The sequence below is a fragment of the Nonomuraea sp. NPDC047897 genome (assembly GCF_043204415.1).
In the GTDB taxonomy this organism is placed as follows: Bacteria; Actinomycetota; Actinomycetes; order Streptosporangiales; family Streptosporangiaceae; genus Nonomuraea.
Genome location: NZ_JBIDCC010000015.1, coordinates 1 through 24,051, shown reverse-complemented (window position 1 = coordinate 24,051; position 24,051 = coordinate 1). Strand labels below are relative to the sequence as shown.

The 24,051-nt window shown below is 71.2% G+C and carries 24 protein-coding genes and 1 riboswitch; of the genes, 18 read left to right on the top strand and 6 right to left on the bottom strand.

Annotation, left to right across the window (positions count from 1 at the left end):
* Positions 1-199 precede the first annotated feature (199 nt).
* The 10 genes from ACGF0J_RS29900 to ACGF0J_RS29855 all read left to right on the top strand — a co-directional run bounded on the left by ACGF0J_RS29900 (position 200) and on the right by ACGF0J_RS29855 (position 8,984).
* The gene (locus ACGF0J_RS29900; protein WP_393151054.1) at positions 200-1,378 is read left to right on the top strand and encodes a zinc-dependent metalloprotease; all 1,179 of its coding nucleotides are present in this window, start codon (positions 200-202) and stop codon (positions 1,376-1,378) included.
* Positions 1,379-1,499: 121 nt separating this feature from the next.
* Positions 1,500-2,492 carry a tRNA lysidine(34) synthetase TilS gene (gene tilS / locus ACGF0J_RS29895; protein ID WP_393151052.1) on the top strand — a complete coding sequence of 331 codons (993 nt, stop codon included), beginning with the start codon at positions 1,500-1,502 and terminating at the stop codon, positions 2,490-2,492.
* Between the two features lie 10 nt (positions 2,493-2,502).
* Positions 2,503-3,054, top strand: a complete 552-nt coding sequence (gene hpt / locus ACGF0J_RS29890; RefSeq protein ID WP_393151050.1) for a hypoxanthine phosphoribosyltransferase — start codon at positions 2,503-2,505, stop codon at positions 3,052-3,054.
* 238 nt (positions 3,055-3,292) lie between these two features.
* Complete coding sequence (gene ftsH, locus ACGF0J_RS29885) at positions 3,293-5,290, top strand: ATP-dependent zinc metalloprotease FtsH (protein ID WP_393151048.1); 1,998 nt, start codon at positions 3,293-3,295, stop codon at positions 5,288-5,290.
* 19 nt (positions 5,291-5,309) lie between these two features.
* A complete protein-coding gene (gene folE, locus ACGF0J_RS29880; protein ID WP_393151047.1) occupies positions 5,310-5,891 on the top strand; it encodes a GTP cyclohydrolase I FolE in 582 nt (193 codons plus the stop codon).
* A 536-nt stretch (positions 5,892-6,427) separates the two neighbouring features.
* Positions 6,428-7,234, top strand: a complete 807-nt coding sequence (folP, locus tag ACGF0J_RS29875) for a dihydropteroate synthase (RefSeq protein WP_393151455.1) — start codon at positions 6,428-6,430, stop codon at positions 7,232-7,234.
* Positions 7,231-7,677 carry a nuclear transport factor 2 family protein gene (locus ACGF0J_RS29870; RefSeq protein WP_393151045.1) on the top strand — a complete coding sequence of 149 codons (447 nt, stop codon included), beginning with the start codon at positions 7,231-7,233 and terminating at the stop codon, positions 7,675-7,677. Before folP ends, ACGF0J_RS29870 begins: the two co-directional genes overlap by 4 nt.
* Positions 7,667-8,032: a dihydroneopterin aldolase gene (gene folB / locus ACGF0J_RS29865; protein ID WP_393151043.1), complete on the top strand. Its 366-nt coding sequence runs from the start codon at positions 7,667-7,669 to the stop codon at positions 8,030-8,032. The genes ACGF0J_RS29870 and folB overlap by 11 nt, the downstream gene beginning before the upstream one ends.
* Complete coding sequence (folK, locus tag ACGF0J_RS29860; RefSeq protein ID WP_393151041.1) at positions 8,029-8,532, top strand: 2-amino-4-hydroxy-6-hydroxymethyldihydropteridine diphosphokinase; 504 nt, start codon at positions 8,029-8,031, stop codon at positions 8,530-8,532. The genes folB and folK overlap by 4 nt, the downstream gene beginning before the upstream one ends.
* A 17-nt stretch (positions 8,533-8,549) precedes the next feature.
* The gene (locus tag ACGF0J_RS29855) at positions 8,550-8,984 is read left to right on the top strand and encodes a DUF3180 domain-containing protein (protein WP_393151039.1); all 435 of its coding nucleotides are present in this window, start codon (positions 8,550-8,552) and stop codon (positions 8,982-8,984) included.
* Between the two features lie 146 nt (positions 8,985-9,130).
* On the opposite strand, the gene ACGF0J_RS29850 is transcribed toward ACGF0J_RS29855, so the two are convergent.
* Genes ACGF0J_RS29850 through ACGF0J_RS29840 form a run of 3 tightly spaced genes read right to left on the bottom strand, consistent with a single transcriptional unit; the run spans position 9,131 to position 11,614 of the window.
* Positions 9,131-9,325 (bottom strand): hypothetical protein, encoded by a 195-nt coding sequence (locus ACGF0J_RS29850; RefSeq protein ID WP_393151037.1) that lies wholly within the window; start codon positions 9,323-9,325, stop codon positions 9,131-9,133.
* 22 nt (positions 9,326-9,347) lie between these two features.
* A complete protein-coding gene (locus tag ACGF0J_RS29845) occupies positions 9,348-10,472 on the bottom strand; it encodes an acyltransferase (RefSeq protein WP_393151035.1) in 1,125 nt (374 codons plus the stop codon).
* A complete protein-coding gene (locus ACGF0J_RS29840) occupies positions 10,469-11,614 on the bottom strand; it encodes an NADH-quinone oxidoreductase subunit D (protein ID WP_393151033.1) in 1,146 nt (381 codons plus the stop codon). The genes ACGF0J_RS29845 and ACGF0J_RS29840 overlap by 4 nt, the downstream gene beginning before the upstream one ends.
* Before the next feature lie 124 nt (positions 11,615-11,738).
* Here ACGF0J_RS29840 and ACGF0J_RS29835 point away from each other — a divergent pair, with 124 nt between their 5' ends.
* Positions 11,739-12,314 carry a DoxX family protein gene (locus tag ACGF0J_RS29835; protein WP_393151031.1) on the top strand — a complete coding sequence of 192 codons (576 nt, stop codon included), beginning with the start codon at positions 11,739-11,741 and terminating at the stop codon, positions 12,312-12,314.
* Between the two features lie 3 nt (positions 12,315-12,317).
* Here the strand turns inward: ACGF0J_RS29835 and ACGF0J_RS29830 are convergent, their stop codons facing one another.
* Positions 12,318-13,631, bottom strand: coding sequence for an aminotransferase class V-fold PLP-dependent enzyme (locus ACGF0J_RS29830; protein WP_393151029.1), 1,314 nt, complete (start codon positions 13,629-13,631; stop codon positions 12,318-12,320).
* A gap of 46 nt (positions 13,632-13,677) precedes the next feature.
* A riboswitch (SAM riboswitch) is annotated at positions 13,678-13,793 on the bottom strand.
* Between the two features lie 112 nt (positions 13,794-13,905).
* Between ACGF0J_RS29830 and ACGF0J_RS29825 the strand changes: the two genes are divergently transcribed.
* The 3 genes from ACGF0J_RS29825 (at position 13,906) to ACGF0J_RS29815 (ending at position 16,572) form a co-directional block, all read left to right on the top strand.
* Positions 13,906-14,637 carry a TerC family protein gene (locus ACGF0J_RS29825; RefSeq protein ID WP_393151027.1) on the top strand — a complete coding sequence of 244 codons (732 nt, stop codon included), beginning with the start codon at positions 13,906-13,908 and terminating at the stop codon, positions 14,635-14,637.
* Positions 14,638-14,646: 9 nt separating this feature from the next.
* Positions 14,647-15,837 (top strand): cytochrome P450, encoded by a 1,191-nt coding sequence (locus ACGF0J_RS29820; RefSeq protein WP_393151025.1) that lies wholly within the window; start codon positions 14,647-14,649, stop codon positions 15,835-15,837.
* 105 nt (positions 15,838-15,942) lie between these two features.
* Positions 15,943-16,572 (top strand): class I SAM-dependent methyltransferase, encoded by a 630-nt coding sequence (locus ACGF0J_RS29815; RefSeq protein ID WP_106236081.1) that lies wholly within the window; start codon positions 15,943-15,945, stop codon positions 16,570-16,572.
* Positions 16,573-16,586: 14 nt separating this feature from the next.
* On the opposite strand, the gene ACGF0J_RS29810 is transcribed toward ACGF0J_RS29815, so the two are convergent.
* Together ACGF0J_RS29810 and ACGF0J_RS29805 are read right to left on the bottom strand one after the other, a co-directional pair.
* Positions 16,587-17,485 (bottom strand): IS5 family transposase gene (locus tag ACGF0J_RS29810; protein ID WP_393151453.1). Its coding sequence is split into 2 segments (ribosomal slippage): positions 16,587-17,147 and positions 17,150-17,485, totalling 897 coding nucleotides; the frame shifts between segments, so codons are not numbered across the junction.
* 61 nt (positions 17,486-17,546) lie between these two features.
* A complete protein-coding gene (locus tag ACGF0J_RS29805; RefSeq protein ID WP_393151023.1) occupies positions 17,547-18,518 on the bottom strand; it encodes an SAM-dependent methyltransferase in 972 nt (323 codons plus the stop codon).
* Between the two features lie 187 nt (positions 18,519-18,705).
* Between ACGF0J_RS29805 and ACGF0J_RS29800 the strand changes: the two genes are divergently transcribed.
* From ACGF0J_RS29800 to ACGF0J_RS29785, 4 genes are all read left to right on the top strand, one after another.
* Complete coding sequence (locus tag ACGF0J_RS29800; protein ID WP_393151021.1) at positions 18,706-19,596, top strand: Rossmann-like and DUF2520 domain-containing protein; 891 nt, start codon at positions 18,706-18,708, stop codon at positions 19,594-19,596.
* Entirely contained in the window at positions 19,587-20,414 is an 828-nt protein-coding gene (gene panC / locus ACGF0J_RS29795) for a pantoate--beta-alanine ligase (protein WP_393151019.1), read from the top strand. Before ACGF0J_RS29800 ends, panC begins: the two co-directional genes overlap by 10 nt.
* Before the next feature lie 77 nt (positions 20,415-20,491).
* A complete protein-coding gene (locus tag ACGF0J_RS29790; RefSeq protein WP_393151016.1) occupies positions 20,492-23,008 on the top strand; it encodes an L-aspartate oxidase in 2,517 nt (838 codons plus the stop codon).
* 4 nt (positions 23,009-23,012) lie between these two features.
* On the top strand, positions 23,013-23,795 hold the full coding sequence (locus ACGF0J_RS29785) for a type III pantothenate kinase (RefSeq protein WP_393151014.1): 783 nt from the start codon (positions 23,013-23,015) through the stop codon (positions 23,793-23,795).
* Positions 23,796-24,051 lie beyond the last annotated feature (256 nt).

Here is a 24,051-nt window from a genome sequence, read left to right as displayed (position 1 = left end):
CCTCCTCAGGCCGGACACCGGCGCTCCTTCGCGTTCTTATGGCGATCCTGCGGATCGCGGCTCAGTCGCTGGACCCGGTGTCTTCCCTCGTCGTCCGGTCGCTTCGCTCCCTCCCTCCTCAGGCCGGACACCGGCGCTCCTTCGCCCCGACACCGGCGCTCCTTCGCGGGGCGGAGGCGGAGCACGTACGGTGGACGGTATGCAGGTGATCGACTGGGATCTGGCCGTCACGACCGGCACGCGCCTGGTGCGCTCCGGTCCTCAGGTGAGCCGAGAGGAGGCCAGGCAGGCCGTCACCGAGCTCCGCACCCTGTCCCGCGAGGCCGAGGGCCATGTGCGTGAGTTCACCAGGATTCACGCCGAGGCCGCACCGCAGCCGGCGACCATCGTCGACCGGCCGGGCTGGATCAGGGCCAACGTCGAGGGTTTCCGCGTCGTGCTGGAGCCGCTGACCCAGCGGGTCGGCAACGGCGCGAACCCGCCGCCGCCCATCGTGGCCGCCGTGGGGTCCCGCATCACCGGCGTCGAGGTCGGGGCCGTGCTGGCCTTCCTCGCCTCGCGGGTGCTGGGCCAGTACGAGCTGTTCCTGCCGCCCGACCCGACCGGCCGCGAGCCGACGGGCCGCCTGACGCTCGTCGCGCCCAACATCGTGCACGCCGAGCGCGAGATGAACGTCAACCCGCGCGACTTCCGGCTCTGGGTGTGCCTGCACGAGGAGACCCACCGGGTGCAGTTCACCGGGGTGCCGTGGCTGCGCGAGTACATCCGCTCGCAGATGACCGAGTTCCTGCTGGCGTCCGACCTCGACCTCACCACGCTCCTCGAACGGCTGCGCAGCGCCGCCGACACGGTGGCCGAGGTGGTGCGTGGCGGTGACGGCAACCTCATCGACGCCATCCAGACGCCCGAACAGAAGGAGATCCTCGACCGGCTGACGGCCGTGATGACGCTGGTGGAGGGCCACGGCGACTACGTCATGGACGCCGTCGGCCCGTCGGTGGTGCCCTCGGTGGCCGACATCCGCGCCAAGTTCGCCGCGCGCCGCGAGGGCGGCTCCCGCCTCGACCGCACGGTCCGCCGCCTGCTCGGCATCGAGCTGAAGATGAAGCAGTACGCCGAAGGGTCCGCCTTCGTGCGCACCGTGGTGGGCAAGGCCGGGATGGACGGTTTCAACCAGGTCTGGACCTCGCCGGAGACCCTCCCGACGATCGCGGAGATCTCCGACCCGGACGCCTGGATCCGTCGCGTCATCGGCTCGCCCGCGCTGCCCGCCACGGACCAGGCCCCCTCGGGCCAGCCCGTCACCGACTCGGGAACCACTGACTCGGGAACCACTGACTCGGGAACCACCGACTCGGGAACCACTGACCGGCCCTGACCGGCGAGCCCGAGCCGGGTGGCGGACGAACGCGGCCGGGCCGCGCCGTGGCCCGGCGCCCACGGGAACCCGGCGGTGTCCGACGGCCCGGTGGGCGGGCAAGCGGTGGACAATGGGGCCCGTGGGTCCGCATCCAGCCGTAGCCGACGTCCGCAGGGCCGTGCGTGAGGCACTGGCCGACGTCCCCGCAGGCGGGCTGGTGCTGGTCGCGTGCAGCGGCGGCGCCGACTCGCTGGCCCTGGCGGCGGCGCTGGCGTTCGTGGCCCCCCGAGCCGGGCTCCGGGCCGGCCTGCTGACCGTCGACCACCAGCTCCAGTCCGGCTCCGCCGAGCGGGCCGCCGGCGTGGCCGGCACGGCCGAGACACTGGGGCTCCGGCCGGCCGAGGTGCTCACCGTCGAGGTGGGCCGGGAGGGCGGCCCGGAGGCGGCGGCCAGGGACGCCCGCTACGGCGCGCTGTCGGCGGCGGCCGACCGGCTCGGAGCGGCGGCCGTGCTGCTCGGGCACACCAGGGACGACCAGGCCGAGACCGTCCTGCTCGGCCTGGCCAGGGGCAGCGGCCTCAGGTCGCTGTCCGGCATGGCGGTCACGGCCGGCCGCTACCGGCGGCCGTTCCTGCACCTGCCGAGGACGACCACCGTGGCGGCCTGCCACGCGCTGGGGCTCACCACGTGGGACGACCCGCACAACGCAGACCCCCGCTACACCCGGGTCCGCGTGCGCACCCGGGTGCTGCCCGTACTGGAGGCGGAGCTCGGGCCGGGAGTGGCCGAGGCGCTTGCCAGGACGGCGCGGCTGGCGCGGGACGACGCCGACGCCCTCGACGCGTGGGCCGGCAGGGCCTACCGGGATTGCGCTCTTAGCGATATCGCGGGCTCGGTGACCCTCGCCGTGGAGGGGCTGGCGGACCTTCCGGACGCCGTGCGCCGGCGGGTGCTGCGGCGGGCCGCCCTCACGGCGGGCGCTCCATCGGGCGGGCTGTCGGAGACCCATGTACGGGCCGTGGACCGGCTGGTCACGCACTGGCGTGGGCAGAAGTCCGTCGACCTGCCCGGGGGTCTGGTGGCCGTGAGGCGGTATGGCACCCTGATAGTCGCCACCAGTCCCATCCCGTAAGGAACCACACGTGGACGCTGCCGACATGGGCAAGGACCTCGAGAAGGTCCTCATTCCAGAGGACGAGCTCCAGGCCAAGATCAGAGAGCTCGCCGGGCGGATCGACGAGGATTACGCGGGCCAGGACGTGCTGCTCGTGGGCGTGTTGAAGGGCGCCGTCATGGTGATGGCCGACCTGGCCAGGGCGTTGCGCGTGCCCGTCCAGATGGACTGGATGGCGGTGTCGTCCTACGGCGCGGGCACCAGGTCATCGGGTGTCGTACGGGTGCTGAAGGACCTCGACACCGACATCATGGGCCGTCACGTGCTGATCGTCGAGGACATCATCGACTCCGGCCTGACCCTCCACTGGCTGCTGGAGAACCTCAAGTCGCGCAATCCCGCCTCGCTGGAGATCTGCACCGCGCTGCGCAAGCCCGACGCGGTGAAGGTGCCGATCGACGTGAAGTACGTCGGATTCGACATTCCCAACGAGTTCGTCATCGGTTATGGCCTCGACTACGCCGAGCGCTTCCGCAACTTGCCTTTCATCGGCACCCTGGCACCCCACGTCTATAAGTAGCAATCTCCCCAGGGGCCGGGAACACCGCGCGGCCTGACGTACGTTGGTAGGGCAGGACCGGTTTGGCGCGCGGTCCCTCCGCGCGTCGTGCCGGTGTACCTTCTGAATCCTGAAGGGTGACCCCGCGTCCCCTTCGGGTAGTCAGAAGTCGCGGCGCCGGATGCCGCGGCCCCGGGCCGCACCCGGGGTTCAAGGCCATGGTCAGGAAGGGACGGGCCCGCAAGGGGTTCCGCATCGGATGGATCTCAAGCGATTTACACGTGGGCCACTGCTGTGGATCCTGGGCATCGTCGTGCTGCTCCTGCTCGTCACTCAGCTTTGGAGCGGCGGGGGCAATTACAAGCAGGCCGACACGTCCACGGTTCTTCAGCAGATTCGTGCCGGAAACGTCAGCAACGCGAAGATTATCGACAAGGACCAGCGGATCGAGCTCTCGCTCTACAACGCGATCCCGGTCCGGGCGGGTGACGCCCCCACCAAGACGATCCAGGCCGACTGGGTCACCGGCTACGGAGCCAAGCTGACCGACGAGCTGCAGGCGCAGGTCGACGCGAAGAAGACCAAGAGCTTCACCATCGAGGTTCCCACGGAGAACTTCCTGGTCAGCCTCCTGGTGAGCTTCCTGCCGTTCGTCATCATCGTGCTGATCTTCCTGTTCATCATGAACCAGATGCAGGGTGGCGGCTCGCGGGTGATGAGCTTCGGCAAGTCGAAGGCCAAGCTGATCACCAAGGACACTCCCAAGACCACCTTCGCCGACGTCGCGGGGGCCGACGAGGCCATCGAGGAGCTCCAGGAGATCAAGGAGTTCCTGCAGGCCCCGGCCAAGTTCCAGGCGATCGGCGCCAAGATTCCCAAGGGCGTGCTGCTCTACGGCCCGCCCGGCACCGGCAAGACCCTGCTCGCCCGCGCGGTCGCGGGTGAGGCGGGCGTGCCGTTCTACTCGATCTCCGGGTCCGACTTCGTCGAGATGTTCGTCGGCGTCGGCGCCTCCCGCGTGCGCGACCTGTTCGAGCAGGCGAAGGCCAACGCCCCGGCGATCATCTTCATCGACGAGATCGACGCCGTCGGCCGCCATCGCGGCGCCGGCCTGGGCGGCGGTCACGACGAGCGCGAGCAGACGCTCAACCAGTTGCTCGTCGAGATGGACGGCTTCGACGTCAAGGGCGGCGTGATCCTCATCGCCGCGACCAACCGGCCCGACATCCTCGACCCGGCGCTGCTGCGTCCCGGCCGCTTCGACCGTCAGGTCACCGTCGACCGTCCCGACCTGGAGGGCCGCAAGGGCATCCTCAAGGTCCACGGTCGCGGCAAGCCGTTCGCGCCCGACGTCGACCTCGACGTCATCGCCCGGCGCACGCCCGGCTTCACCGGCGCCGACCTGGCCAACGTGGTCAACGAGGCCGCGCTGCTCACGGCGCGCGCCGACCAGAAGCTGATCACGATGGAAGTCCTCGAAGAGTCGATCGACCGCGTCATGGCAGGGCCCGAGCGCAAGTCGCGGGTCATGTCCGACAAGGAAAAGAAGATGATCGCCTACCACGAGGGCGGTCACGCGCTGGTGGCGCACGCGCTGCCCAACTCCGACCCGGTCCACAAGATCACGATCCTGTCCCGCGGCCGCGCCCTCGGTTACACGATGACGCTGCCCATGGAGGACAAGTTCCTGGCCACCAGGTCCGAGATGATGGACCAGCTCGCGATGCTGCTCGGCGGCCGTGCGGCGGAGGAGCTCGTCTTCCACGAGCCCACCACCGGCGCCTCCAACGACATCGAGAAGGCCACGGCCGTCGCCCGCCGCATGGTGACCGAATACGGCATGAGCGAGCAGCTCGGCGCCCGCAAGTTCGGCACCGGACAGGCCGAGGTCTTCCTGGGCCGCGAGATGGGCCACGAGCGCGACTACTCCGAGAAGATCGCCTCCACGATCGACGAGGAGGTCCGCCGGATGATCGAGACGGCGCACGACCAGGCGTGGGACATCCTGGTCCAGTACCGCGACGTGCTCGACAACCTGGTGCTGGAGCTCATGGAGAAGGAGACCCTCTCCCGCGAGCAGGTGCTCCAGATCTTCGCCCCGGTCGTGGTCAAGGAACACCGCCCGTCCTACGCGGGTTACGGCAAGCGCCTGCCGTCCGACCGCCCGCCCATCCTGACCCCGAAGGAGAAGCAGTCGGCCAACGGCTCGCTCACCACCGGGCAGCAGGGGGCGCTGTCGTCCGGAGACGGTGCGTGAAGCAGCACGAGGACACAGCGTGACACAGCACGACGTAGACCTGGGCCGGATCGAGAAGGCCGTCCGCGAGATCCTCTACGCCATCGGCGAGGACCCCGACCGTGACGGCCTGCTCGACACCCCGGCCCGGGTCGCCCGGGCCTACGCCGAACAGTTCTCCGGCCTCGGCCAGACGCCCGAAGACGTCCTCACCAAGGTCTTCGACGTCGACCACGACGAGATGGTGCTCGTCAAGGACATCGAGGTCTACTCGACCTGCGAGCACCACCTGGTCCCGTTCCACGGGTTCGCCCACGTGGGCTACATCCCCAACGACCGCGGCCAGGTGACGGGCCTGTCCAAGCTGGCCCGCCTGGTCGACGTGTTCGCCCGCCGCCCGCAGGTCCAGGAACGGATGACGTCGCAGATCGCCGACGCGCTGATGCGGGTCCTGGAGCCGCGCGGGGCGATCGTGGTGGTGGAGTGCGAGCACCTGTGCATGACCATGCGCGGGGTTCGCAAGCCAGGCGCCAAGACCGTCACCTCGGCCGTCCGCGGCGACTTCCGCACCAGCGACAAGACCCGCTCCGAAGCGATGGCCCTCATCCTCGGCCGCTTCTGACCGACCGTCCGCCCGGCGGCCCCTCCTCTTACGTCCGGGCTGTCCGCGCGGTGGCTCCTTCTCTCACGTTCGGACCGCTCGCGCGGTGGCTCCTTCTCGTGCGTCCGGGCTGTCCGCGCGGTGGCTCCTTCTCAGCCCTTCTCGTACGGCACGGCCGGCTGGGCCGCCACCCGCCGCACGTGGCTGAGGGCCTCCAGGAGGACGCCCGCTGACCGGACGGTGGCCGGCCGCCGTCACGCCGTCCCGGGGGCCGTGCCTTCCCGCTCCTTGCCCACCACCCATCGACCGCCCTGAGCCGGAGTACGAGGTCTCGTGACGGGCCCACCCACGGCCCGTGGCGCGTCGGCGGGTGGTGATGGGCTTGCCGGAAGGGGCGTAAAAAGGCGTCCAAGAGGAGAGGAACGGCGGCAAGAGCGGTCGCGCGGGATTCGTTATCCACAATGAGGGACCCATGACATCAACAGGTATGGGCAAGCGCCTAGGCTTGGCCCATGACTAGCGTGCCGGGTCTGTCCGCCGAGGAGCGGTGCCTCGTCATGGGCGTGGTCAACGTGACGCCCGACTCGTTCTCCGACGGCGGGCTGTGGTTCGACGAGCGGGCCGCCGTCGCGCACGGTCTGGAGCTGGTGGAGCAGGGCGCCGACCTCGTCGACGTGGGCGGTGAGTCCACCCGGCCGGGGGCCGCCAGGGTGTCGCAGGAGGAGGAGCTGGCCCGCGTGGTGCCGGTGATCCGGGCGCTCAGCGCGGAGGGCGTGGCCGTCAGCGTCGACACGATGCGTGCCGAGGTGGCCGAGGCCGCCGTCGAGGCCGGGGCGAGGTTGGTCAACGACGTGAGCGGCGGCCTGGCCGACCCCGCGATGCCTCGCGTGGTGGCCGCGACCGGCGTCCCCTACGTCGTGATGCACTGGCGAGGCCACAGCCACGACATGGCCAGCCGCGCGGTCTACGCCGACGTGGTGACCGAGGTGCGCGAGGAGCTGGCCAAGCGGGTCGATCTGGTGCTGGCCGAGGGAGTGGCCGAGGAGCAGATCGTGCTCGATCCGGGCCTGGGTTTCGCCAAGAACGCCGAGCACAACTGGGCGCTGCTGGCCGGCATGCCACAGCTGGCCGAGCTGGGCTATCCGCTGCTCATCGGGGCCTCACGCAAGAGGTTCCTGGGGCGGCTGCTGGCCGGCGCCGACGGCACCCCGCGCCCGTTCGACGAGTGCGACGACGCCACCCTGGCGGTCACCGCTCTCGCCGCGCGGGAGGGCGCGTGGTGCGTCAGGGTTCACCACGTCGGCCCCAACGCCGACGCCGTCCGCGTGGCCGCCGCATGGAAGAGAGCCGGAGCCGATACATGAGCGTCGACACTGCCGCCATCGAGACGGTCAACCAGGACTTCTACACCGCGATCGAGGCCGGTGACCTCGACCGGATGACGGAGATCTGGGCCGAGGACACCGCCGAGGAGCGGGTGACCTGCGTGCATCCGGGCTGGACGCTGCTGGCCGGCCGGTCCGAGGTCCTGCGCTCCTGGGCGCTCATCATGGCCAACACCACCTACATCCAGTTCGTGTTGACCGACGTCAACACGACGGTGCTGGGTGACGTGGCGGTGCTCACCTGCGTCGAGAACATCCTGACCGCCGGGGAGGAGGGCGAGTCCAGCTTCGCCGCCGGCAAGGTGGTGGCCAGCAACGTCTACGTGCGCACGCCGCAGGGTTGGCGGTTGTGGATGCACCATGGCTCCCCGGTGTTGCAGAGCGACGAGGACGAGGAGGAGGACGGCGAGCTTGAGCACTGACCGCATCGCGCTGAAGGGGCTGCGGGCCCGGGGCCGGCACGGTGTGCTGCCTGCCGAGCGCGAGCTGGGGCAGGAGTTCGTGGTGGACGCCACGCTGTTCCTCGACACCGCTCCCGCCGCGGCGTCTGACGACCTCACTTCGACGGTCCACTACGGCGAGCTGGCCGAGGCGCTGGTCAAGGTCGTGGAGGGTGAGCCCGTCCAGTTGGTCGAGACGCTGGCGCAGCGGTTGGCCGACGTGTGCCTGGCCTACGAGCGGGTGCTCTCGGTCGAGGTGAGCGTGCACAAGCCGGCTGCCCCGATTCCCCTGCCGTTCGACGATGTGATCGTGACGATCGAGCGGAGTCGCCCATGAGATGCGTTTTTTCCCTCGGCAGCAACCTCGGCCGGCGTTTCGAGACCTTGCAGGGGGCGATCGACACGCTCTTCGACGCGCCCGGCCTGGAGTTCGTGGCGGTGTCGTCGGTCTACGAGACCGAGCCGGTGGGCGGGCCCGCCGGCCAGCGGCCCTATCTCAACGCCATCGTCGTGGTCGAGACCAGCCTGCCGCCCCGCACCCTGCTGGAGCGGGCGCAGAGCGTCGAGAACGCCTTCGGGCGCGAGCGTCTGGAGCGGTGGGGGCCGCGCACGCTCGACGTCGACCTGATCATGGTGGGTGACGTGGTCTGCGACGACCCCGACCTGACGCTGCCGCATCCGCGTGCCCACGAACGGGCCTTCGTGCTGGTGCCCTGGGCCGAGGCCGATCCCGCAGGCCGGCTGCCGGGCCACGGCCCGGTCAGCGAGCTGCTGGCCGGTCTCGACCGGCAGGGCGTGTCGCTGCGCGACGACCTCAAGCTGCAGAGGCCGGATTGAGGGCCACCCGTCCCGGCGTGCTCGTCGGCATCGTGCTCGTCGTGACGCTCGTCACGTGGATCCTGGTCAGGCAGTTCTATTCGGCGCTGCCCATCATGCCGTGGACGGCCATCCCGACGGCGCTGCTGCTGGCGATCGGCGAGGCCTACAGCGCGTGGATGACCAAGGCTCGCCTCGACCGCAAGCCCGGCACCAAGCCGGTCGAGCCGCTGGCGGTGGCGCGGCTGGCGGCCCTGGCCAAGGCATCGGCCTACGCGGGGGCGGCGTTCGGCGGCGTCTTCGCGGGGTTCGCCCTGCACACGGTCCAGTTGTTCACGCGGGAGACGCCGCGCACGGAGTTCTTCGTCGCGACGGGCTCGTTCGTGGCGTTCGTGGCGCTCGTCTGCGCGGCCCTGTGGCTGGAGAACTCCTGCCGCATCCCGAAGGATCCGGAGGATCAGAGCCCGAGATAGCGCGCCACGGCGTGCTCGACCTCGGCCATCTCGTCCCGCCCGAGGTAGTTGACGGGTTCCCCACGGACGAACGAGGTGTCGATGGTGCCGGTCGGACCTCGGTGACGCCGAGCGAAGGCACGAGCAGTAGACCGCGCGCCGGATCATCAGGCGTCCGCTTCGGCCGACAGGTCTTCCGTCGCCAGGCGCCGGGCGTCGGCATGCGCCTGCTTGCGCCAGATCTCCCGCTCCAGTAGGCGGAGAGCGCGGCGGATCACGTCGCTGGGCTGCTCGCCGTCCTCCATGGCGGCCCTGATGATTCTCTCGTCCTCGGGCGTCGGCCGGAAGCCGATGTTCGTCATGCTTCCCAGGACGGGATCCCGTTCAGCGTTTGTCCGGCGTTTGTTCGGCGCGTGGGCGGCGGCGGCCGAAGAGGTAGATGACGGGGAGGGTGCAGATGAGCGGGCCCACGACGGCGATCGGGCGTTCGAGCCACCACCACAGGTCGGGCGGCACCTTCTGCCCCAGCGAGCCGAACAGCCACCACGAGATCCCGAGCGCGATCGCCATCCCGGTGGTGTGGAACAGGTAGAGCGGCAGCGCGAACCGGTTGATCGTCTCGTTGACCCGTCGCCAGCCGGGCTTGTCCAGCAGGCGTTCCATCGACGGACGCAGCACCTCGACGATGCCGATCTGGAAGATCAGCAGGGCCACGATGACGAACGTCGGAGGGGCCATGTTCGACCACTTGTCGCCCGGCACGCCCACCATGGAGCCGGGGTAGATGCCCGAGTACACCAGCCCGAACAGGGCGAACAGCCCCGTCCACAGCACTCCGACGTCGTAGCGGCGGGGCAGGGCCACGATCCGCTCGTAGAAGAACCCGGCCTGGTGGGCGAGGCCCCAGACGACGACCATGTTGAGCCAGCCGGCCCAGCCGACGCCGTACCGGAACCGCACGACGTCCACCACCAGCGCGGCGCCGCCGAGCCAGACGAGGGCCAGCACGTCGTAGCGGCGGTGCAGCCACAGCGCGACCGGCAGCAGCGCGACGAGGACGATGTAGACGCCGAGGAACCACAGCGGGCTGAGCACGAGCAGCACCACCCGCCACATCCAGTCGACCTCGAAGGCCCACGTCACGACGGCGCCGACGGCGGCCCACACGCCCGACAGGGCCAGCGCGGGCACGGCCAGCGCGCGGATGCGCCGCCAGACGAACGCCCCGATGCCGACCCCGCGTGCCTTGGCCCGGTGCCAGGAGAGCAGGTGCACGTGCCCGCCGACGTAGAAGAAGAGCGGCAGGACCTGCAGCAGCCAGGTGAGGATCCACAGGCCCGAGGTGAAGCCGAGCGGGCTGGTCGGCTCCGGGCCGCCGGGCCCCCACTCCAGGATGGTGAACGCCCAGTGCCAGGCCACGACGACGATGAGGCTGAGCGCGCGCAGCCAGTCGACGTAGCGGTCGCGCTGTGCCACGGCGGCGCCGGGGGGCTCCTGTCGGGTGGTCACTTGTCGATGTCGCCCACGACGAAGAACATCGAGCCCAGGATGGCCACCATGTCGGCGACGAGGTGCCCGGGCAGCATCTCCCGCAGCACCTGGATGTTGCCGAACGAGGCGGAGCGGAGCTTGAGCCGCCACGGCGTCTTGTCGCCCTTGGAGACGAGGTAGTAGCCGTTGATGCCGAGGGGGTTCTCGGTCCAGGCGTAGGTGTGGCCTTCGGGCACCTTCAGCACTTTGGGCAGGCGCTGGTTGATCGGGCCCGGCGGCAGCGAGCGCAACCGGTCGACGCATGCGTCGGCCAGGTCGAGGGAGACCTTGAGCTGGTCGAGCAGCACCTCGAAGCGGGCGTGGCAGTCGCCGGCGTCACGGGTGACGACCTTCACGGGCAGCTCGGGGTAGGCGAGGTACGGTTCGTCGCGGCGCAGGTCGATGTCGACGCCGGAGGCGCGGGCGATGGGTCCGCTGACGCCGTACTGCAGGATCTGCTCGCGGCGCAGGACGCCGACGCCCCGGGTGCGGGCGAGGAAGATCTCGTTGTGCAGGATGAGGTCCTCGATGTCGGGGACGCGCCGGCGGGTCTCGGCGACCGCCTGCGACACCCGGTCGAGCCATCCGTACGGGAGCTCCTCCTTCAGGCCGCCGACCCGGTTGAACATGTAGTGCATGCGCCCGCCGGAGATCTCCTCCATGACGGCCTGGATGCGTTCGCGCTCGTTGAAGGCGTAGAAGACCGGGGTGATCGCGCCCAGCTCCAGCGGGTAGGAGCCGAGGAACATCAGGTGGCTGAGCACCCGGTTGAGCTCGGCCAGCAGCGTGCGCGCCCAGACGGCGCGGACCGGCGCCTCCATGCCGAGCATGCGTTCGGCGGCGATCACCACGCCCAGCTCGTTGGCGAAGCCGGACAGCCAGTCGTGGCGGTTGGCCAGCATGATGATCTGCCGGTAGTCGCGCACCTCGAACAGTTTCTCGGCGCCCCGGTGCATGTAGCCGATGATCGGTTCAGCGGAGGTGATGCGCTCGCCGTCGAGGGTCAGCCGCAGCCGGAGCACGCCGTGGGTGGACGGATGCTGCGGGCCGATGTTGAGGATCATGTCCTCGGTCGCCAGCTCCTTGGCGCCGGCCCCGATGCCGACCACGCGTTCCGTCATAGGCCCATGCTGCCACCGGCCGGCAGGCCGATCCAGCGCGGGGGGAAGGTCAAGGAACGGTATGGACGTGCTTCCCGGATTCCGGCAGGGGGACATATAGCAGGAAACGGGGGGAGAAACCACCATGAAGAGGTTTGTGTTCGACGTCGCCGCGCTCATCGCGCGCGTGACGCTCGGCGTGATCCTCGTGGCGCACGGCTGGCAGAAGTGGCAGAGCGGCCTGGAGGCCACGGCGCAGCAGTTCACCCGGACCGGAGTGCCGCTGCCCGAGCTCGCCGCCGCGTTCACGATCGCCGCCGAGGTGATCGGCGGGATCCTGCTGATCATCGGCTTCCTGGTCCGGCTCGCGGCACTCGCCTGGTTCGTCGTGGGCCTCGGCGCCATCGCCTTCGTCCACGGCCCGAACGGCATGTTCGTCAGCGAGGGCGGCTGGGAGTTCGTCGCCGCGCTGTCGGCGTTGTGCCTGCTGCTCGTGGGGACGGGCGGTGGCCGGTTCGGGATCGACGGGCTCATCCACGGCGCCTGGTCGCGCCGGAGGGAGCGCCGCCGCCTGGACAGGGAAGGCATCCCGGCGGACGGGACCGGCAGCGTGCCGAGACAGGACGCCGCCACGAGGGGCGACCTGACCCGCGAGGACATGAGCGACATCGACTCGATGTTCACCGACGACCCCGCCAAACGCAGGCCGCCCAACCGCTGACCGCTACGCCCGGGCGGCGAGGTCGCGCACCGCCGCGACCAGCCGGTCCACGTGCTCGTCGGTGCTGCCGATGCCGATCGACGCCCGCACCGCCGAGGCCGTGCCGTCCTCGCAGCCGCCGCCGGACTCGCCCAGCAGGTGCCGCAGGAACGGGTGCGCGCAGAACTTCCCGTCGCGCACCCCGATCCCGTGCTCGGCGGACAGCACCTCGGCGACCTCACGCGCCGGGACGCCGTCCACGGTGAAGGCGACGATGCCCACGCGCGGGTGGTCCGGCCCCCACAGCGACAGCTCGCGCACCCCCTCGACGGCGGCCAGCCCGGCGCGCAGCCGGGCCACGAGCCGCTCCTCCTCGCGCACCAGCGCGGTCCAGCCGGTGGCGGTCAGCGCGTCGCACGCGGCGGCCACGGCGATGGCCCCCAGCACGTTCGGCGTGCCCGCCTCGTGCCGCGGCTCCGGGTCGTCGTGCCAGTCCACCCCCTCCGGCCCCTCGCCGGCGGTCCCCACCGCGCGGACCGCGCCGCCGCCCTTGAGGTACGGCTCGCCGGCCGCGAGCCAGTCGCGCCGTCCGATCAGCACCCCGGCGCCGAACGGGGCGTAGAGCTTGTGCCCGGAGAAGGCGACGTAGTCCAGGTCGAGGGCGGTCAGGTTGACCGGCCGGTGCGGCACGAGCTGGGCGGCGTCCACCAGGATGCGGGCGCCGTGGCGGTGCGCGATGTGCGCCAGCGCCGCGATCGGCCACAGCTCGCCGGTGACGTTCGAGGCGGCCGTGACGACGAGCAGCTTGGGCCCGTCGACGGCGGCCAGCGCCTCGTCGGCCGCGCGCACCGCCTCGCCGGGGAACGCGGGCGGCGCCAGCCGTACGGACCGCTCCCAGGGCAGCAGGGAGGCGTGGTGCTCGCTGTCGAACACCACCGCGGTGGTGCCCTCGGGCAGGCAGCGGGCGAGCAGGTTGGTGGCGTCGGTGGTGTTGCGCGTGAAGACCACGGCGTCGTCGGGACGGGCGCCCGCGAACGCCCGCACGGTGTGGCGGGCCTGCTCGTAGCGGGCGGTGGTGAGCTGGGAGGCGTAGCCCGCGCCGCGGTGCACGCTGGAGTAGGCCGGGAGCGCGGCGGCGACGGCGGCGCTGACCGGCTCCAGACAGGGGGCGCTCGCCGCGTAGTCCAGGTTGGCGTATCCCACCAGCCGACCGCCCTTGACCGGCACCTCCAGGTCGGCGCCCAGCACGGCGGGGATCGGCCGGGGCGCGGCCGGGCGGGCGTCGCCGGACGGGGCGGCCTGGGCGGGCACGGAGTTGAAGATCGTCAGAGTGGACACGGCGAAACCTCCTACGGGGCCATCGGGCCCCCGGAAGCAGCCATGGAGCCCGCGCTTGCCCGTCACACCTCGCGACGGACCAGGTCCTCACCCGGGGCACCCCGCCGCGGACGCGAGGGTTGCCGGCCAGCGAGCCGGGGCTTGGCGCTGGCACTCATGACCTACGAGCTGCACTATAACCGACACCCGCCCGTCTTTCGCAAGCGGCGAACTTTTGGGGCGCATCAAACGTTGCCCTCGGGTACACCCCCCGCAAGAGCAATGGAGGTAGGACATGTTGGACTGGGTGAGCGACCCACAGATCTGGATAGGGTTTTTCACCCTTGTCGCCCTGGAGATCGTCCTGGGCATCGACAACATCATCTTCATCTCCATCCTGGCCGGGAAGCTGCCGCCCGAGCAGCGCGACCGGGCGCGGGTCCTCGGCCTCGGCGCCGCGTTGATCTCCCGGCTGCTCCTGCTGCTGGCCCTGTCGTGGGTGGTGCGGCTGACGGAGCCGTTGTTCGAGGTGTTCGGCCAGGAGATATCCGGCCGCGACCTCATCCTCCTGCTGGGCGGGCTCTTCCTGCTCGCCAAGAGCGTGACCGAGATCGGGCACAGCATGGAGCTGAAGGACGAAGGCGGCAAGACGAAGGCCGCCACCTCCTTCGCCTCGGTCATCGTCCAGATCATGATCCTGGACGTCGTCTTCTCCCTCGACTCGGTGATCACCGCGGTCGGCATGGTGGACGAGCTGGGCGTGATGGTCGCGGCGGTGATCGTGGCGGTCATCGTGATGCTCGTCGCGTCCGGGCCGATCAGCAGGTTCGTCGACCGGCACCCGAGCATCAAGATGCTCGCCCTGGCGTTCCTCGTGCTCATCGGCGTGGTCCTCATCGCCGAGGGGCTCGACCAGCACATCCCCAAGGGCTACATCTACTTCGCGATGGCGTTCTCCGTCATCGTCGAGATGCTCAACATCCGGATGCGCAGCCGGCACGGCAAGCAGCGGCAGGCCACTCCGTAAGATGCAGGTGTGCGCTTCGACCCCTGGAATCCGGATTTCGTCGCCCATCCGTACGACGCCTACGCCGAGCTGAGGCGCGAGGCGCCGGTCAGCTTCTTCGAGCCGACCGGGCAGTGGTTGATCTCCCGGCACGCCGACGTCAACGCCCTGCTCAGGGACCGCCGGCTGGGCCGGGCCTACCTCCACGTGGCCACCCACGAGGAGTTCGGCAGGGAGCCGGAGCCCGACTTCCAGGAGCCGTTCTGGCGGGTGATCAGGGCCGGCATGCTCGACGTCGAGCCGCCGGTCCACACCCGGCTGCGCCGTCTGGTCTCCCGGGCGTTCACCCCGCGCATGGTCGAGTCGCTGCGGCCCCGGGTCCGGGCCGTCGCCGCCGGCCTGGTCGACACGTTCGTGGAGAAGGGCGGCGGCGACCTGATCGCCGAGGTGGCCGAGCCGCTGCCGGTGACGGTGATCGCCGACATGCTCGGCGTGCCCGAGGCCGACCGCCCGCTGCTGCGCCCCTGGTCGGCGGACATCTGCGGCATGTACGAGCTCAACCCGTCGGCCGAGGCGCAGCACACGGCGGTCCGGGCGGCCGGCGAGTTCGCCGGCTACCTCAAGGAGCTGGCCCGCGAGCGCGCCGCCCGGCCCGGCGACGACCTGATCTCGGCCCTCGCCCGGATCGACGAGCTGACCGAGGACGAGCTGGTCGGCACCTGCGTGCTGCTGCTCAACGCCGGCCACGAGGCCACCGTGAACGTGACCGGCAACGGCTGGTGGTCGCTGTTCCGCAACCCCGCCGAGCTGGCCCGGCTGCGCGCGGACCGGAGCCTGCTGCCCACGGCGATCGAGGAGCTGATGCGGTGGGACACCCCGCTGCAGATGTTCGAGCGGTGGGTGCTGGAGGACATCGAGGTGCACGGCACCCGGATCCCGCGCGGGACCGAGGTGGCGCTGCTGTTCGGCTCGGCCAACCGGGACCCCGAGGTGTTCGCCGACCCCGACCGGCTCGACGTGGGACGTGCCGACAACCCGCACATCTCGTTCGGCGCGGGCATCCACTTCTGCCTCGGCGCGCCGCTGGCCCGCATCGAGCTGATCGAGTCGTTCGGGGCGCTGCTGGACCGGGCAGCGCGGCTGGAGCTGCTGCGCGAGCCGGAGTGGAAGCCCGGCTACGTCATCCGCGGCCTCCGCTCGCTGGACCTCGCGGTCGCCTAGGCCGTGTCCCGTGATCATGCGAGGGGACGGCGAGTCTCCAGGGGGCGGGGTCGGGATGGGATCCGGAGAAGCTGCGGATGTGCGCGGGTGTTAGCTTCCCTTCTCGTGATGAAGCACCAGGACGAGACCAGGGCGGCCTACGACGGGGTCGTCGAGTTGTATGCGTCGATGTTCGCTAATCGGCTGGAGACGCAGCCGTTCTCGCGGAACATGATCGAGACCTTCGCCGAACTGGTGCGCGGGACGGGGAACCTGCGGGTAGTCGACGTCGGGTGCGGGCCGGGACATCTGACTGCAATGCTGCATGATCTCGGGCTGGATGCTTTCGGGCTCGACCTCTCCCCGGGCATGGTCGACCACGCTCGGCGGGCCCATCCGGCGCTGCGGTTCGACGAGGCGCGGATGGAGGCTCTACCGGTCGAGGACGGCACGCTCGGCGGTGTGCTGGCCCACTATTCGATGATCCACACCCCGTCTGAGGAATTGCCGGCCCTGCTCGCCGAGCAGGTACGTGTCCTGGCGCCAGGGGGCCTGCTCTTGGTTTCGTTCTTCGCCACCGATGGACCCGAGCCAGTCCGCTTCGACCACAAAGTGACGCCCGCCTTTAGCTGGCCGGTGGACCAGTTCGCCGAAGTGCTGGCCGGTGCCGGGCTCGTCACGTTCGCCCGGCTGCTCCACGACCCTGCCTCCGAGCGGGGCTTCCTCGACGCCCACTTGCTGGCCCGCCGCCGCTAGGGCGAATCCCGTGATCATGTGACGGTGTGTCGGAGCCAGATGCGGATCGAGGCGACGTCGATGGTGCCCTGGTAGATGGCTTCTCTCTTGTCGTAACGGGTGGCGACCGCGCGGAACTGGCGGAGCTTGCTGACGCAGCGTTCGACGCTGTTGCGTTCCTTGTAGGCCTGCCGGTCGAAGACCGGCGGCCGACCGCCCTTGGAGCCGCGATTGACGCGGTGGGCGGCCTGGTCTTTCTTGATCGGGATGACGGCCTTGATGCCGCGTCGCCGCAGGTAGCGGCGGTTGGCGCGGGAGGAATAGGCCATGTCGGCCAGCACGCGGGCCGGCTTGGTGCGAGGCCTGCCCACGCCGCGGCGGCGGATGCGGATCGACTCCATCAGCGCGATGAACTTGAGGCAGTCGGCGTGCTGGCCAGGCGAGGTGAGCCGGGCGATCGGACGGCATCGCCGGTCGGTCACCAAGTGAATCTTCGTGGTCAACCCGCCGCGCGACCGACCAAGCGCTTCACGGCCTTTCGTCACCCGCTCGTGATCCTTACCGGCCCCCTTTGAGGGATGTCCACCGCCGGAGCGCGCCGCGCTCCAGCCGCGTGCTGGTGCGCACGAACGATCGTGGAGTCGGCGCTGACCGTCCAGTCCTCGCCTTCGGCCTCGTCACAGGCCGCGCGCAACCCGTCCAGGATCTGTTCCCACGTCCCATCCAGCGACCAGCGGCGATGCCGGTTATAGACCGTCTTCCACCTGCCGTAACACGGCGGCAGATCACGCCAGGTGCAGCTCGTCCGAGCCCGGAAGAACACCCCGTTGATCACCGTCCGGTGATCGCTCCACCGCGCCCCATGAACATTCTGGGCAGGCAGCAGCGGCTCCAGCCGCTGCCACTCCTCATCCGTGAGGTCATGCCGCTTCAGACGCTCCTCATCCACACAGACGATCTACACCAAACCGCCACCAAAGATCACGGGACACGCCCTAGCGGGACCGGCGGGTCTGGGCGAGCCAGCCGAAGCCGCCCAGCCCGTTCGGGTCGATCAGCTCACCCTCCTGCGAGGCGCGTGCCAGCGCCCGCAGATAGCCGCGCGGATCCTGCCGGGCCAGCTCCAGCGGCGGGCGGCCGCCGGTGAGACCCAGCGCGCGCAGCGCCTCACGTTGTGTGGACAAGGTTGTGGATATCGCGCCGGCCCGCGCACCGGCCTCCGCGCAGGCGTCGAGCGCCACATGTGCGGTGATGTCGCAGGTGCCGTCCGGTATGGGCGTCACGACCGAGCCGTCACGGTAGCCGGTGAGGGTGCCGTGTGCCGGTCGGTTATCCACAGGGTGTGCATAATCGATGGCGATCGCGCGGCCCCGTACGAGCCGGGTCACGACGGACGCCCAGGCGGCGTCCCTCGGCCCGCCCAGTTCGGCGCGCGCGCCCAGGACGGTCAGCGGCCACCACCGGTCGAGCCACGCGCGGTCGGCCGGCCCCGGCGGGTCGCCGAGCCGCTCCTCTCCCGTGCGGGTGTCCACCATCACCAGGCGCGGCCCGTCGGGGGTCTGCTCGGCCACGTCGAGCGGGATGTTGTCCAGCCACTCGTTCGCGACGGCCAGCCCGTGGATCGCGGGCGGGACGGCGGCGCTCCAGGTGACCTGGCCGGGGAGGCCGGCGGGTCGCGGGGACAGCTCGACGGCCGTGACGCGCAGCCGCTCGCGCAGCTTCGGGTCGGCGGCCTCCAGCACGTGGACGGCCAGCAGGCCCTCGCCGGCGCCGATGTCGACCAGGTCGAGCGTGGGCGGCCCACCGAGCTCGGCGTCCACCTCCATCAACAGCTCGAGAACCGCACCGGCGAACGCGGGCGACGCGCTGACCGAGGTGCGGAAGTGACCGGAGGGGCGCTCGCGCAGGTAGAAGCCGTCCTCGCCGTAGAGCGCGCGCTCCATCGCGGCACGCCAGGTGAGCCACATGCCTGGACTATCTCATGATCGGCCGCGACGCGGAGCGCCCTCGCGTGACTACAGCGGGTGATATTCGTGCCGGGGCCTTTGCCTCGGGCCGGTCCAGTCGGCGCGGCAAAACCCCCGTCACGTGCGCAGTCGCACTCGGCCGTTACGCTGGGCGGCAGTGCCATCAGGTCGACAGGGGTGGGACGTCATGGACGCAAATGATCGGCCGGCACGGCTGGCCGTCGGGGTGCTGGGAGCGGGCCGCGTGGGCTCCGCGCTCGGGGCGGCGCTCGCCCAGGCCGGGCACCGGGTCGTCGCCGCGAGCGGGGTGTCCGACGCCTCGATCCGCTGGGCCGCCGAGCGGCTGGGGGTCGTCCCCGTGCGGCCCGAGGACGTGGTCGCCGCGGCGGAGCTGATCCTGCTCACCGTGCCCGACGACGCGCTGCCCGACCTGGTCAGCGGGCTGGCCGGCACCGGGGTGGAGCTGCGGGGCAAGCTCCTCGTGCACACCAGCGGCGCCTACGGCCTGTCGGTGCTGGAGCCGGCCTCCCGGATGGGGGCGCTGCCGTTCGCGCTGCATCCGGTCATGACGTTCACCGGCCGCGACGACGACCTCAACCGGATCACCGGCTGCTCGTTCGGGGTGACGGCGCCCGAGCTGCTGCGGCCCATCGCCGAGGCCCTGGTCATCGAGATGGGCGGCGAGCCGGTGTGGATCGCCGACTCCGACCGCGCCCTCTACCACGCGGCGCTGGCCGGCGCGGCCAACCACATGGTCACGCTCATCGCCGAGTCGTCGGAGCTGCTGCGGCGCATCGGCGTCGACCACCCCGGCCGGATGCTCGGACCGCTGCTCGGCGCGGCGCTGGACAACGTGCTGCGGCTGGGGATCTCCGGGCTCACCGGACCCGTGGTGCGCGGCGACGCGGGCACCGTGCGCAAGCACGTGGACGCGCTCATCCTCGCGGCACCCGAGGCGGCCGACGCCTACATCGCGCTCGCTAGGCTCACGGCCGACCGCGCGCTCGCCGCCGGGCTGCTCAAGCCCGAGGAGGCCGAGCGCCTGCTGGACGCGCTGGGAGGCAACATATGGACCTGATCGTCGCCGAGGACCGGGCCGACCTGGTCAAGGCCCGGGGAGAGGGGCGCGTGGCGCTGGTGCCCACGATGGGCGCGCTGCACGAGGGCCACCGGACGCTGATCCGGGCGGCTCGGGCCCGCGCCGACCAGGTCGTGGTGAGCGTCTTCGTCAACCCGCTGCAGTTCGGGCCGAACGAGGACTACTCGCGCTATCCCCGTACGTTCGACGCCGACCTGGAGGCGTGCCGGGAGGAGGGCGTGAGCGTGGTGTTCGCCCCCTCGGTGGAGACCATGTACCACCCCGACCGCCAGGTCACGGTCAGCTCGGGCGTCATGGGCACGCTGGTGGAGGGCGCGAGCCGGCCCGGCCACTTCGACGGCGTGCTGACGGTCGTGCTCAAGCTCTTCCACCTGGTCGGTCCCGACATCGCCGTCTTCGGCCAGAAGGACGCCCAGCAGCTCGCCCTGATCCGCCGCCTGGTCACGGACCTCGACCTGCCGATCGAGATCCTCGGCGTGCCCACGGTCCGCGAGCCCGACGGGCTCGCCCTGTCGAGCCGCAACCGCTACCTGTCCGCGGCCGACCGCCGGGTGGCCCTGTCCCTGTCCCGCGCCCTGCTGGCGGGGGCCGGGCAGGACACTCCCGCCGCGGTCCGGGCGGCCGCGCGGACGGTGCTGGACGAGGCGCCCCCCGCCCTCGACGTCGACTACCTGGTGCTGGTCGATCCGGCCACGTTCACCGAGGTGACCGACTCCTACGCCGGCGAGGCGGTGCTCGCGGTGGCCGCCAGGGTCGGCGCCACCCGGCTCATCGACAACGTCACGGTGACGCTGTAGCCCCTCCCCGGGGTCGGGGCACCCGGCGCCGGGCGTTATCGTCATTGTGACGAAATCGCTCCGACGAGGAGACCTCCATGAGTGCACCCGCGATCCCGCTGCGGTTGACCGCTCCCGATCCGGGCTGGGTCGTCGAGGCCGACGTGGTCGTCGTGGGGTCCGGCATCGCCGGGCTCACCGTGGCCCTGCGGTACGCCGAGCTCGACCCCGCCGCCAAGGTCCTGGTCGTCACCAAGGACGTGCTCTCCTCCGGTTCCACCCGGTGGGCGCAGGGCGGCATCGCGGCCGTCCTCGACCCCGACGACACCCCCGAGGAGCACCTGAACGACACGCTGCTCGCCGGCGTCGGCCTGTGCGACGTGCGGGCCGTGCGGACCCTCGTCACCGAGGGGCCCGGGGCGCTGCGGCGGCTGATGGCGCGCGGCGCGCGCTTCGACCGGACCGAGGCCGGCCGGCTGCAGCTCACCCGCGAGGGCGGGCACCGGCGCGACCGCATCGTGCACGCGGGCGGCGACGCCACGGGCGCCGAGGTGCAGCGCGCCCTGGCCGAGGCGGTGCGGGCCGGCGCGATCGAGGTCGTCGAGCACGCGCTCGTCCTCGACCTGCTCAAGGACGGCCGGGGCCGGGCCGCCGGCGTGACGCTGCACGTCATGGGCGAGGGGGCGCGCGACGGCGTCGGCGCGGTGCACGCCGGGGCCGTGGTGCTGGCCACGGGCGGCATGGGCCAGGTCTACGCCGCCACGACCAACCCTGTCGTCTCCACCGGCGACGGGGTGGCGCTGGCGCTGCGTGCCGGAGCGGTGGTCCGCGACCTGGAGTTCGTCCAGTTCCACCCCACGGTGCTCTGGCTGGGTGAGGGCTCGACCGGGCAGCAGCCGCTCATCTCCGAGGCGGTCCGGGGTGAGGGAGCGATCCTCGTCGACCACGACGGCGAGGCGTTCATGCGCGACGTGCACGAGCTTGCCGACCTGGCCCCGCGTGACGTGGTCGCCAAGGCCATCATGCGCAGGATGCGCGAGAGCGGGCGCGACCACATGCTGCTCGACGGCCGCCACTTCGGCGAGGAGCGGTGGCGGACCAGGTTTCCCACCATCTACGCCGTCTGCCGCGAGCATGGCATCGACCCGGCCCGCGAGCCCATCCCCGTCGCCCCGGCCGCCCACTACGCCAGCGGCGGCGTCCGTACCGACCTGGTGGGGCGCACCTCCATCGACGGCCTGTACGCGTGCGGCGAGGTGGCCTGCACCGGCGTGCACGGCGCCAACCGGCTGGCGTCCAACTCGCTGCTGGAGGGGCTGGTGTTCGCCGAGCGCATCGCCGAGGACATCCACGCCGCAGGCCGGCCGGAGCCGGGCGGGCCCGTCGCGAGCCCGCTGCCGGACGGCCTGGTCGACCCGCGCGCCAGGACCCGGATCCAGGCGCACATGAGCCGGGGAGCCGGTGTCCTGCGGGCCCGCGAATCCCTGGGCGGCACCGCCGGGGCGCTGCGCGACGCCCGCTGGACGCCCGTCCGGGTCGCGCCCTGCACCGAGTCCTGGGAGGCGACGAACCTGCTCACCGTCGCCACCGTGCTCACCGCCGCCGCGGCCGCCCGGCTGGAGACGCGGGGGTCGCACTGGCGCGAGGACCATCCTGAGCGGGACGACGACGAATGGCTGGGTCACCTGGACGTGACCCTGACCGAGGAGGGGCTGCAGATGACCTACACACCGCACGGCGACGCCCTGCCGGCGCGCCTGGCGCAGGAGCTCGCCGGGGCCGGGCTCGATCCGGACGAGGTGAACGCGATCCTCGACCGGGCGTTCGCCGAGGACCTCCAGGAGGCCGGCGACGTGACGAGCGTGGCGACGATCCCGGCCGGGCAGCGCGCGGTGGCCGACGTGGTCGCCCGCGCGGACGGCGTCGTGGCCGGGCTGGCCGTCGCCGAGGCCGTGTTCGTCCGGCTGGGCGCGGACCGTGCCGAGCGCCGGGCCAAGGACGGGGAGCGCGTCAGGAAGGGCGAGGTGCTGATGACCGTCGAGGGCCCCGTCCGCGGCCTGCTGACGGCCGAGCGCACCGCGCTCAACCTGCTGACGCACCTGTCGGGCGTCGCCACGCTCACCGCTCGGTGGGTGGCGGAGGTCGGCGGCACGAAGGCGCGCGTGCGTGACAGCCGCAAGACCCTGCCGGGGCTGCGGTCGCTGCAGAAGTACGCCGTGCGCTGCGGAGGCGGCGTCAACCACCGCATGTCGCTGTCGGACGCGGCCCTGATCAAGGACAACCACGTGGTGGCCGCGGGCGGCGTCGCCGAGGCGTTCCGCGCGGTCCGCGACCGCTACCCGGACCTGCCGATCGAGGTGGAGGTGGACCGGATCGACCAGCTCGAACCGGTGCTCGCCGAGGGAGCGGAGGAGATCCTGCTCGACAATTTCACTCTCGGGGACCTGTCTCATGCCGTTCAAATCGTGAAAAATCGGGCGCGGCTGGAAGCCAGTGGGGGGTTGACCTTGGAATCGGCCCGTGATGTGGCCGAAACTGGCGTTGACTACCTTGCGGTGGGAGCGCTCACCCACTCGGCGCCGGCCCTTGACATCGCACTGGACCTACGGGGGTAATCGGATGCTGCTCACGATCGACGTCGGCAACACGCACACGGTGCTCGGCCTGTTCGAGGGAGAGGACGTCATCGAGCACTGGCGCCTCGCCACCGACCCGCGCCGCACCGCCGACGAGATCGCCGTCGTGCTCCAGGGCCTGCTCGCGCAGTCCCCGCTGCTCAAGGGAGCCGACATCAGCGGCATCGCGATCTGTTCCACCGTGCCGAGCGTGCTCAACGAGATGCGCGAGATGTGCCGCCGCTACTACGGCGACGTGACCGCCGTCATCGTCGAGCCCGGCGTGCGCACCGGCGTGCCGGTCCGCATGGACAACCCCAAGGAGGTCGGCAGCGACCGCATCGTCAACGCGCTGGCCGCCATCGACCAGTACGGCGGGCCGTGCGTCATCGTCGACTTCGGCACCGCCACCTCCTTCGACGCGGTGTCGGCCAAGGGCGAGTACGTGGGCGCCGTCACCGCCCCCGGCATCGAGATCTCCGTGGACGCCCTGGCCGCGGCCGGCGCCCAGCTGCACAAGGTCGAGCTGATCAGGCCCCGCTCGGTCATCGCCAAGAACACCGTCGAGGCGCTCCAGGCCGGCATCATCTACGGCTTCGCCGGCCAGGTCGACGGCATCGTCGAGCGGATGACGGCCGAGCTGGCCGACGACCCCGACGAGGTGACCGTGGTCGCCACCGGCGGGCACGCGGGCCTGGTGATGGGCGAGTCCCGCTCCATCGACGTCCACGAGCCGTGGCTGACGCTGATCGGCCTGCGGCTCATCTACCAGCGCAACGTCACCTGACCCGCGACGTCCCCGACCCGCGACGTCCCCCGACCCGCGACGTCCCCCGACCCGCGACGTCCCCCGACCCGCGACGTCCCCCGACCCGCGACGCGGAACAAGCGGCCCCCCGCTCGGGAAGGGGGCCGCTTGCGGTCCGCGACGAGCTGGAGGGCTAGTCCCAAGGCCGTGAAGTTTGGGGGTTGTGGTGAGCGTCAAGGGTCTGCCGGAGCGAGGATGTCGATACTGACGGTGGCCTTGTAGCTGGTTCGGTCGA

Bases quoted from the DNA above. Each gene is read 5' to 3' on its own strand.
- folK (WP_393151041.1), top strand. From the start codon at position 8,029: ATGAGATGCGTTTTTTCCCTCGGCAGCAACCTCGGCCGGCGTTTCGAG.
- ACGF0J_RS29850 (WP_393151037.1), bottom strand. From the start codon at position 9,325: ATGACGAACATCGGCTTCCGGCCGACGCCCGAGGACGAGAGAATCATC.
- ftsH (WP_393151048.1), top strand. From the start codon at position 3,293: ATGGATCTCAAGCGATTTACACGTGGGCCACTGCTGTGGATCCTGGGC.
- ACGF0J_RS29825 (WP_393151027.1), top strand. From the start codon at position 13,906: ATGTTGGACTGGGTGAGCGACCCACAGATCTGGATAGGGTTTTTCACC.
- folP (WP_393151455.1), top strand. From the start codon at position 6,428: ATGGGCGTGGTCAACGTGACGCCCGACTCGTTCTCCGACGGCGGGCTG.
- ACGF0J_RS29870 (WP_393151045.1), top strand. From the start codon at position 7,231: ATGAGCGTCGACACTGCCGCCATCGAGACGGTCAACCAGGACTTCTAC.
- ACGF0J_RS29785 (WP_393151014.1), top strand. From the start codon at position 23,013: ATGCTGCTCACGATCGACGTCGGCAACACGCACACGGTGCTCGGCCTG.
- ACGF0J_RS29805 (WP_393151023.1), bottom strand. From the start codon at position 18,518: ATGTGGCTCACCTGGCGTGCCGCGATGGAGCGCGCGCTCTACGGCGAG.
- ACGF0J_RS29840 (WP_393151033.1), bottom strand. From the start codon at position 11,614: ATGACGGAACGCGTGGTCGGCATCGGGGCCGGCGCCAAGGAGCTGGCG.
- ACGF0J_RS29900 (WP_393151054.1), top strand. From the start codon at position 200: ATGCAGGTGATCGACTGGGATCTGGCCGTCACGACCGGCACGCGCCTG.
- ACGF0J_RS29835 (WP_393151031.1), top strand. From the start codon at position 11,739: ATGAAGAGGTTTGTGTTCGACGTCGCCGCGCTCATCGCGCGCGTGACG.
- panC (WP_393151019.1), top strand. From the start codon at position 19,587: ATGGACCTGATCGTCGCCGAGGACCGGGCCGACCTGGTCAAGGCCCGG.
- ACGF0J_RS29800 (WP_393151021.1), top strand. From the start codon at position 18,706: ATGGACGCAAATGATCGGCCGGCACGGCTGGCCGTCGGGGTGCTGGGA.
- ACGF0J_RS29790 (WP_393151016.1), top strand. From the start codon at position 20,492: ATGAGTGCACCCGCGATCCCGCTGCGGTTGACCGCTCCCGATCCGGGC.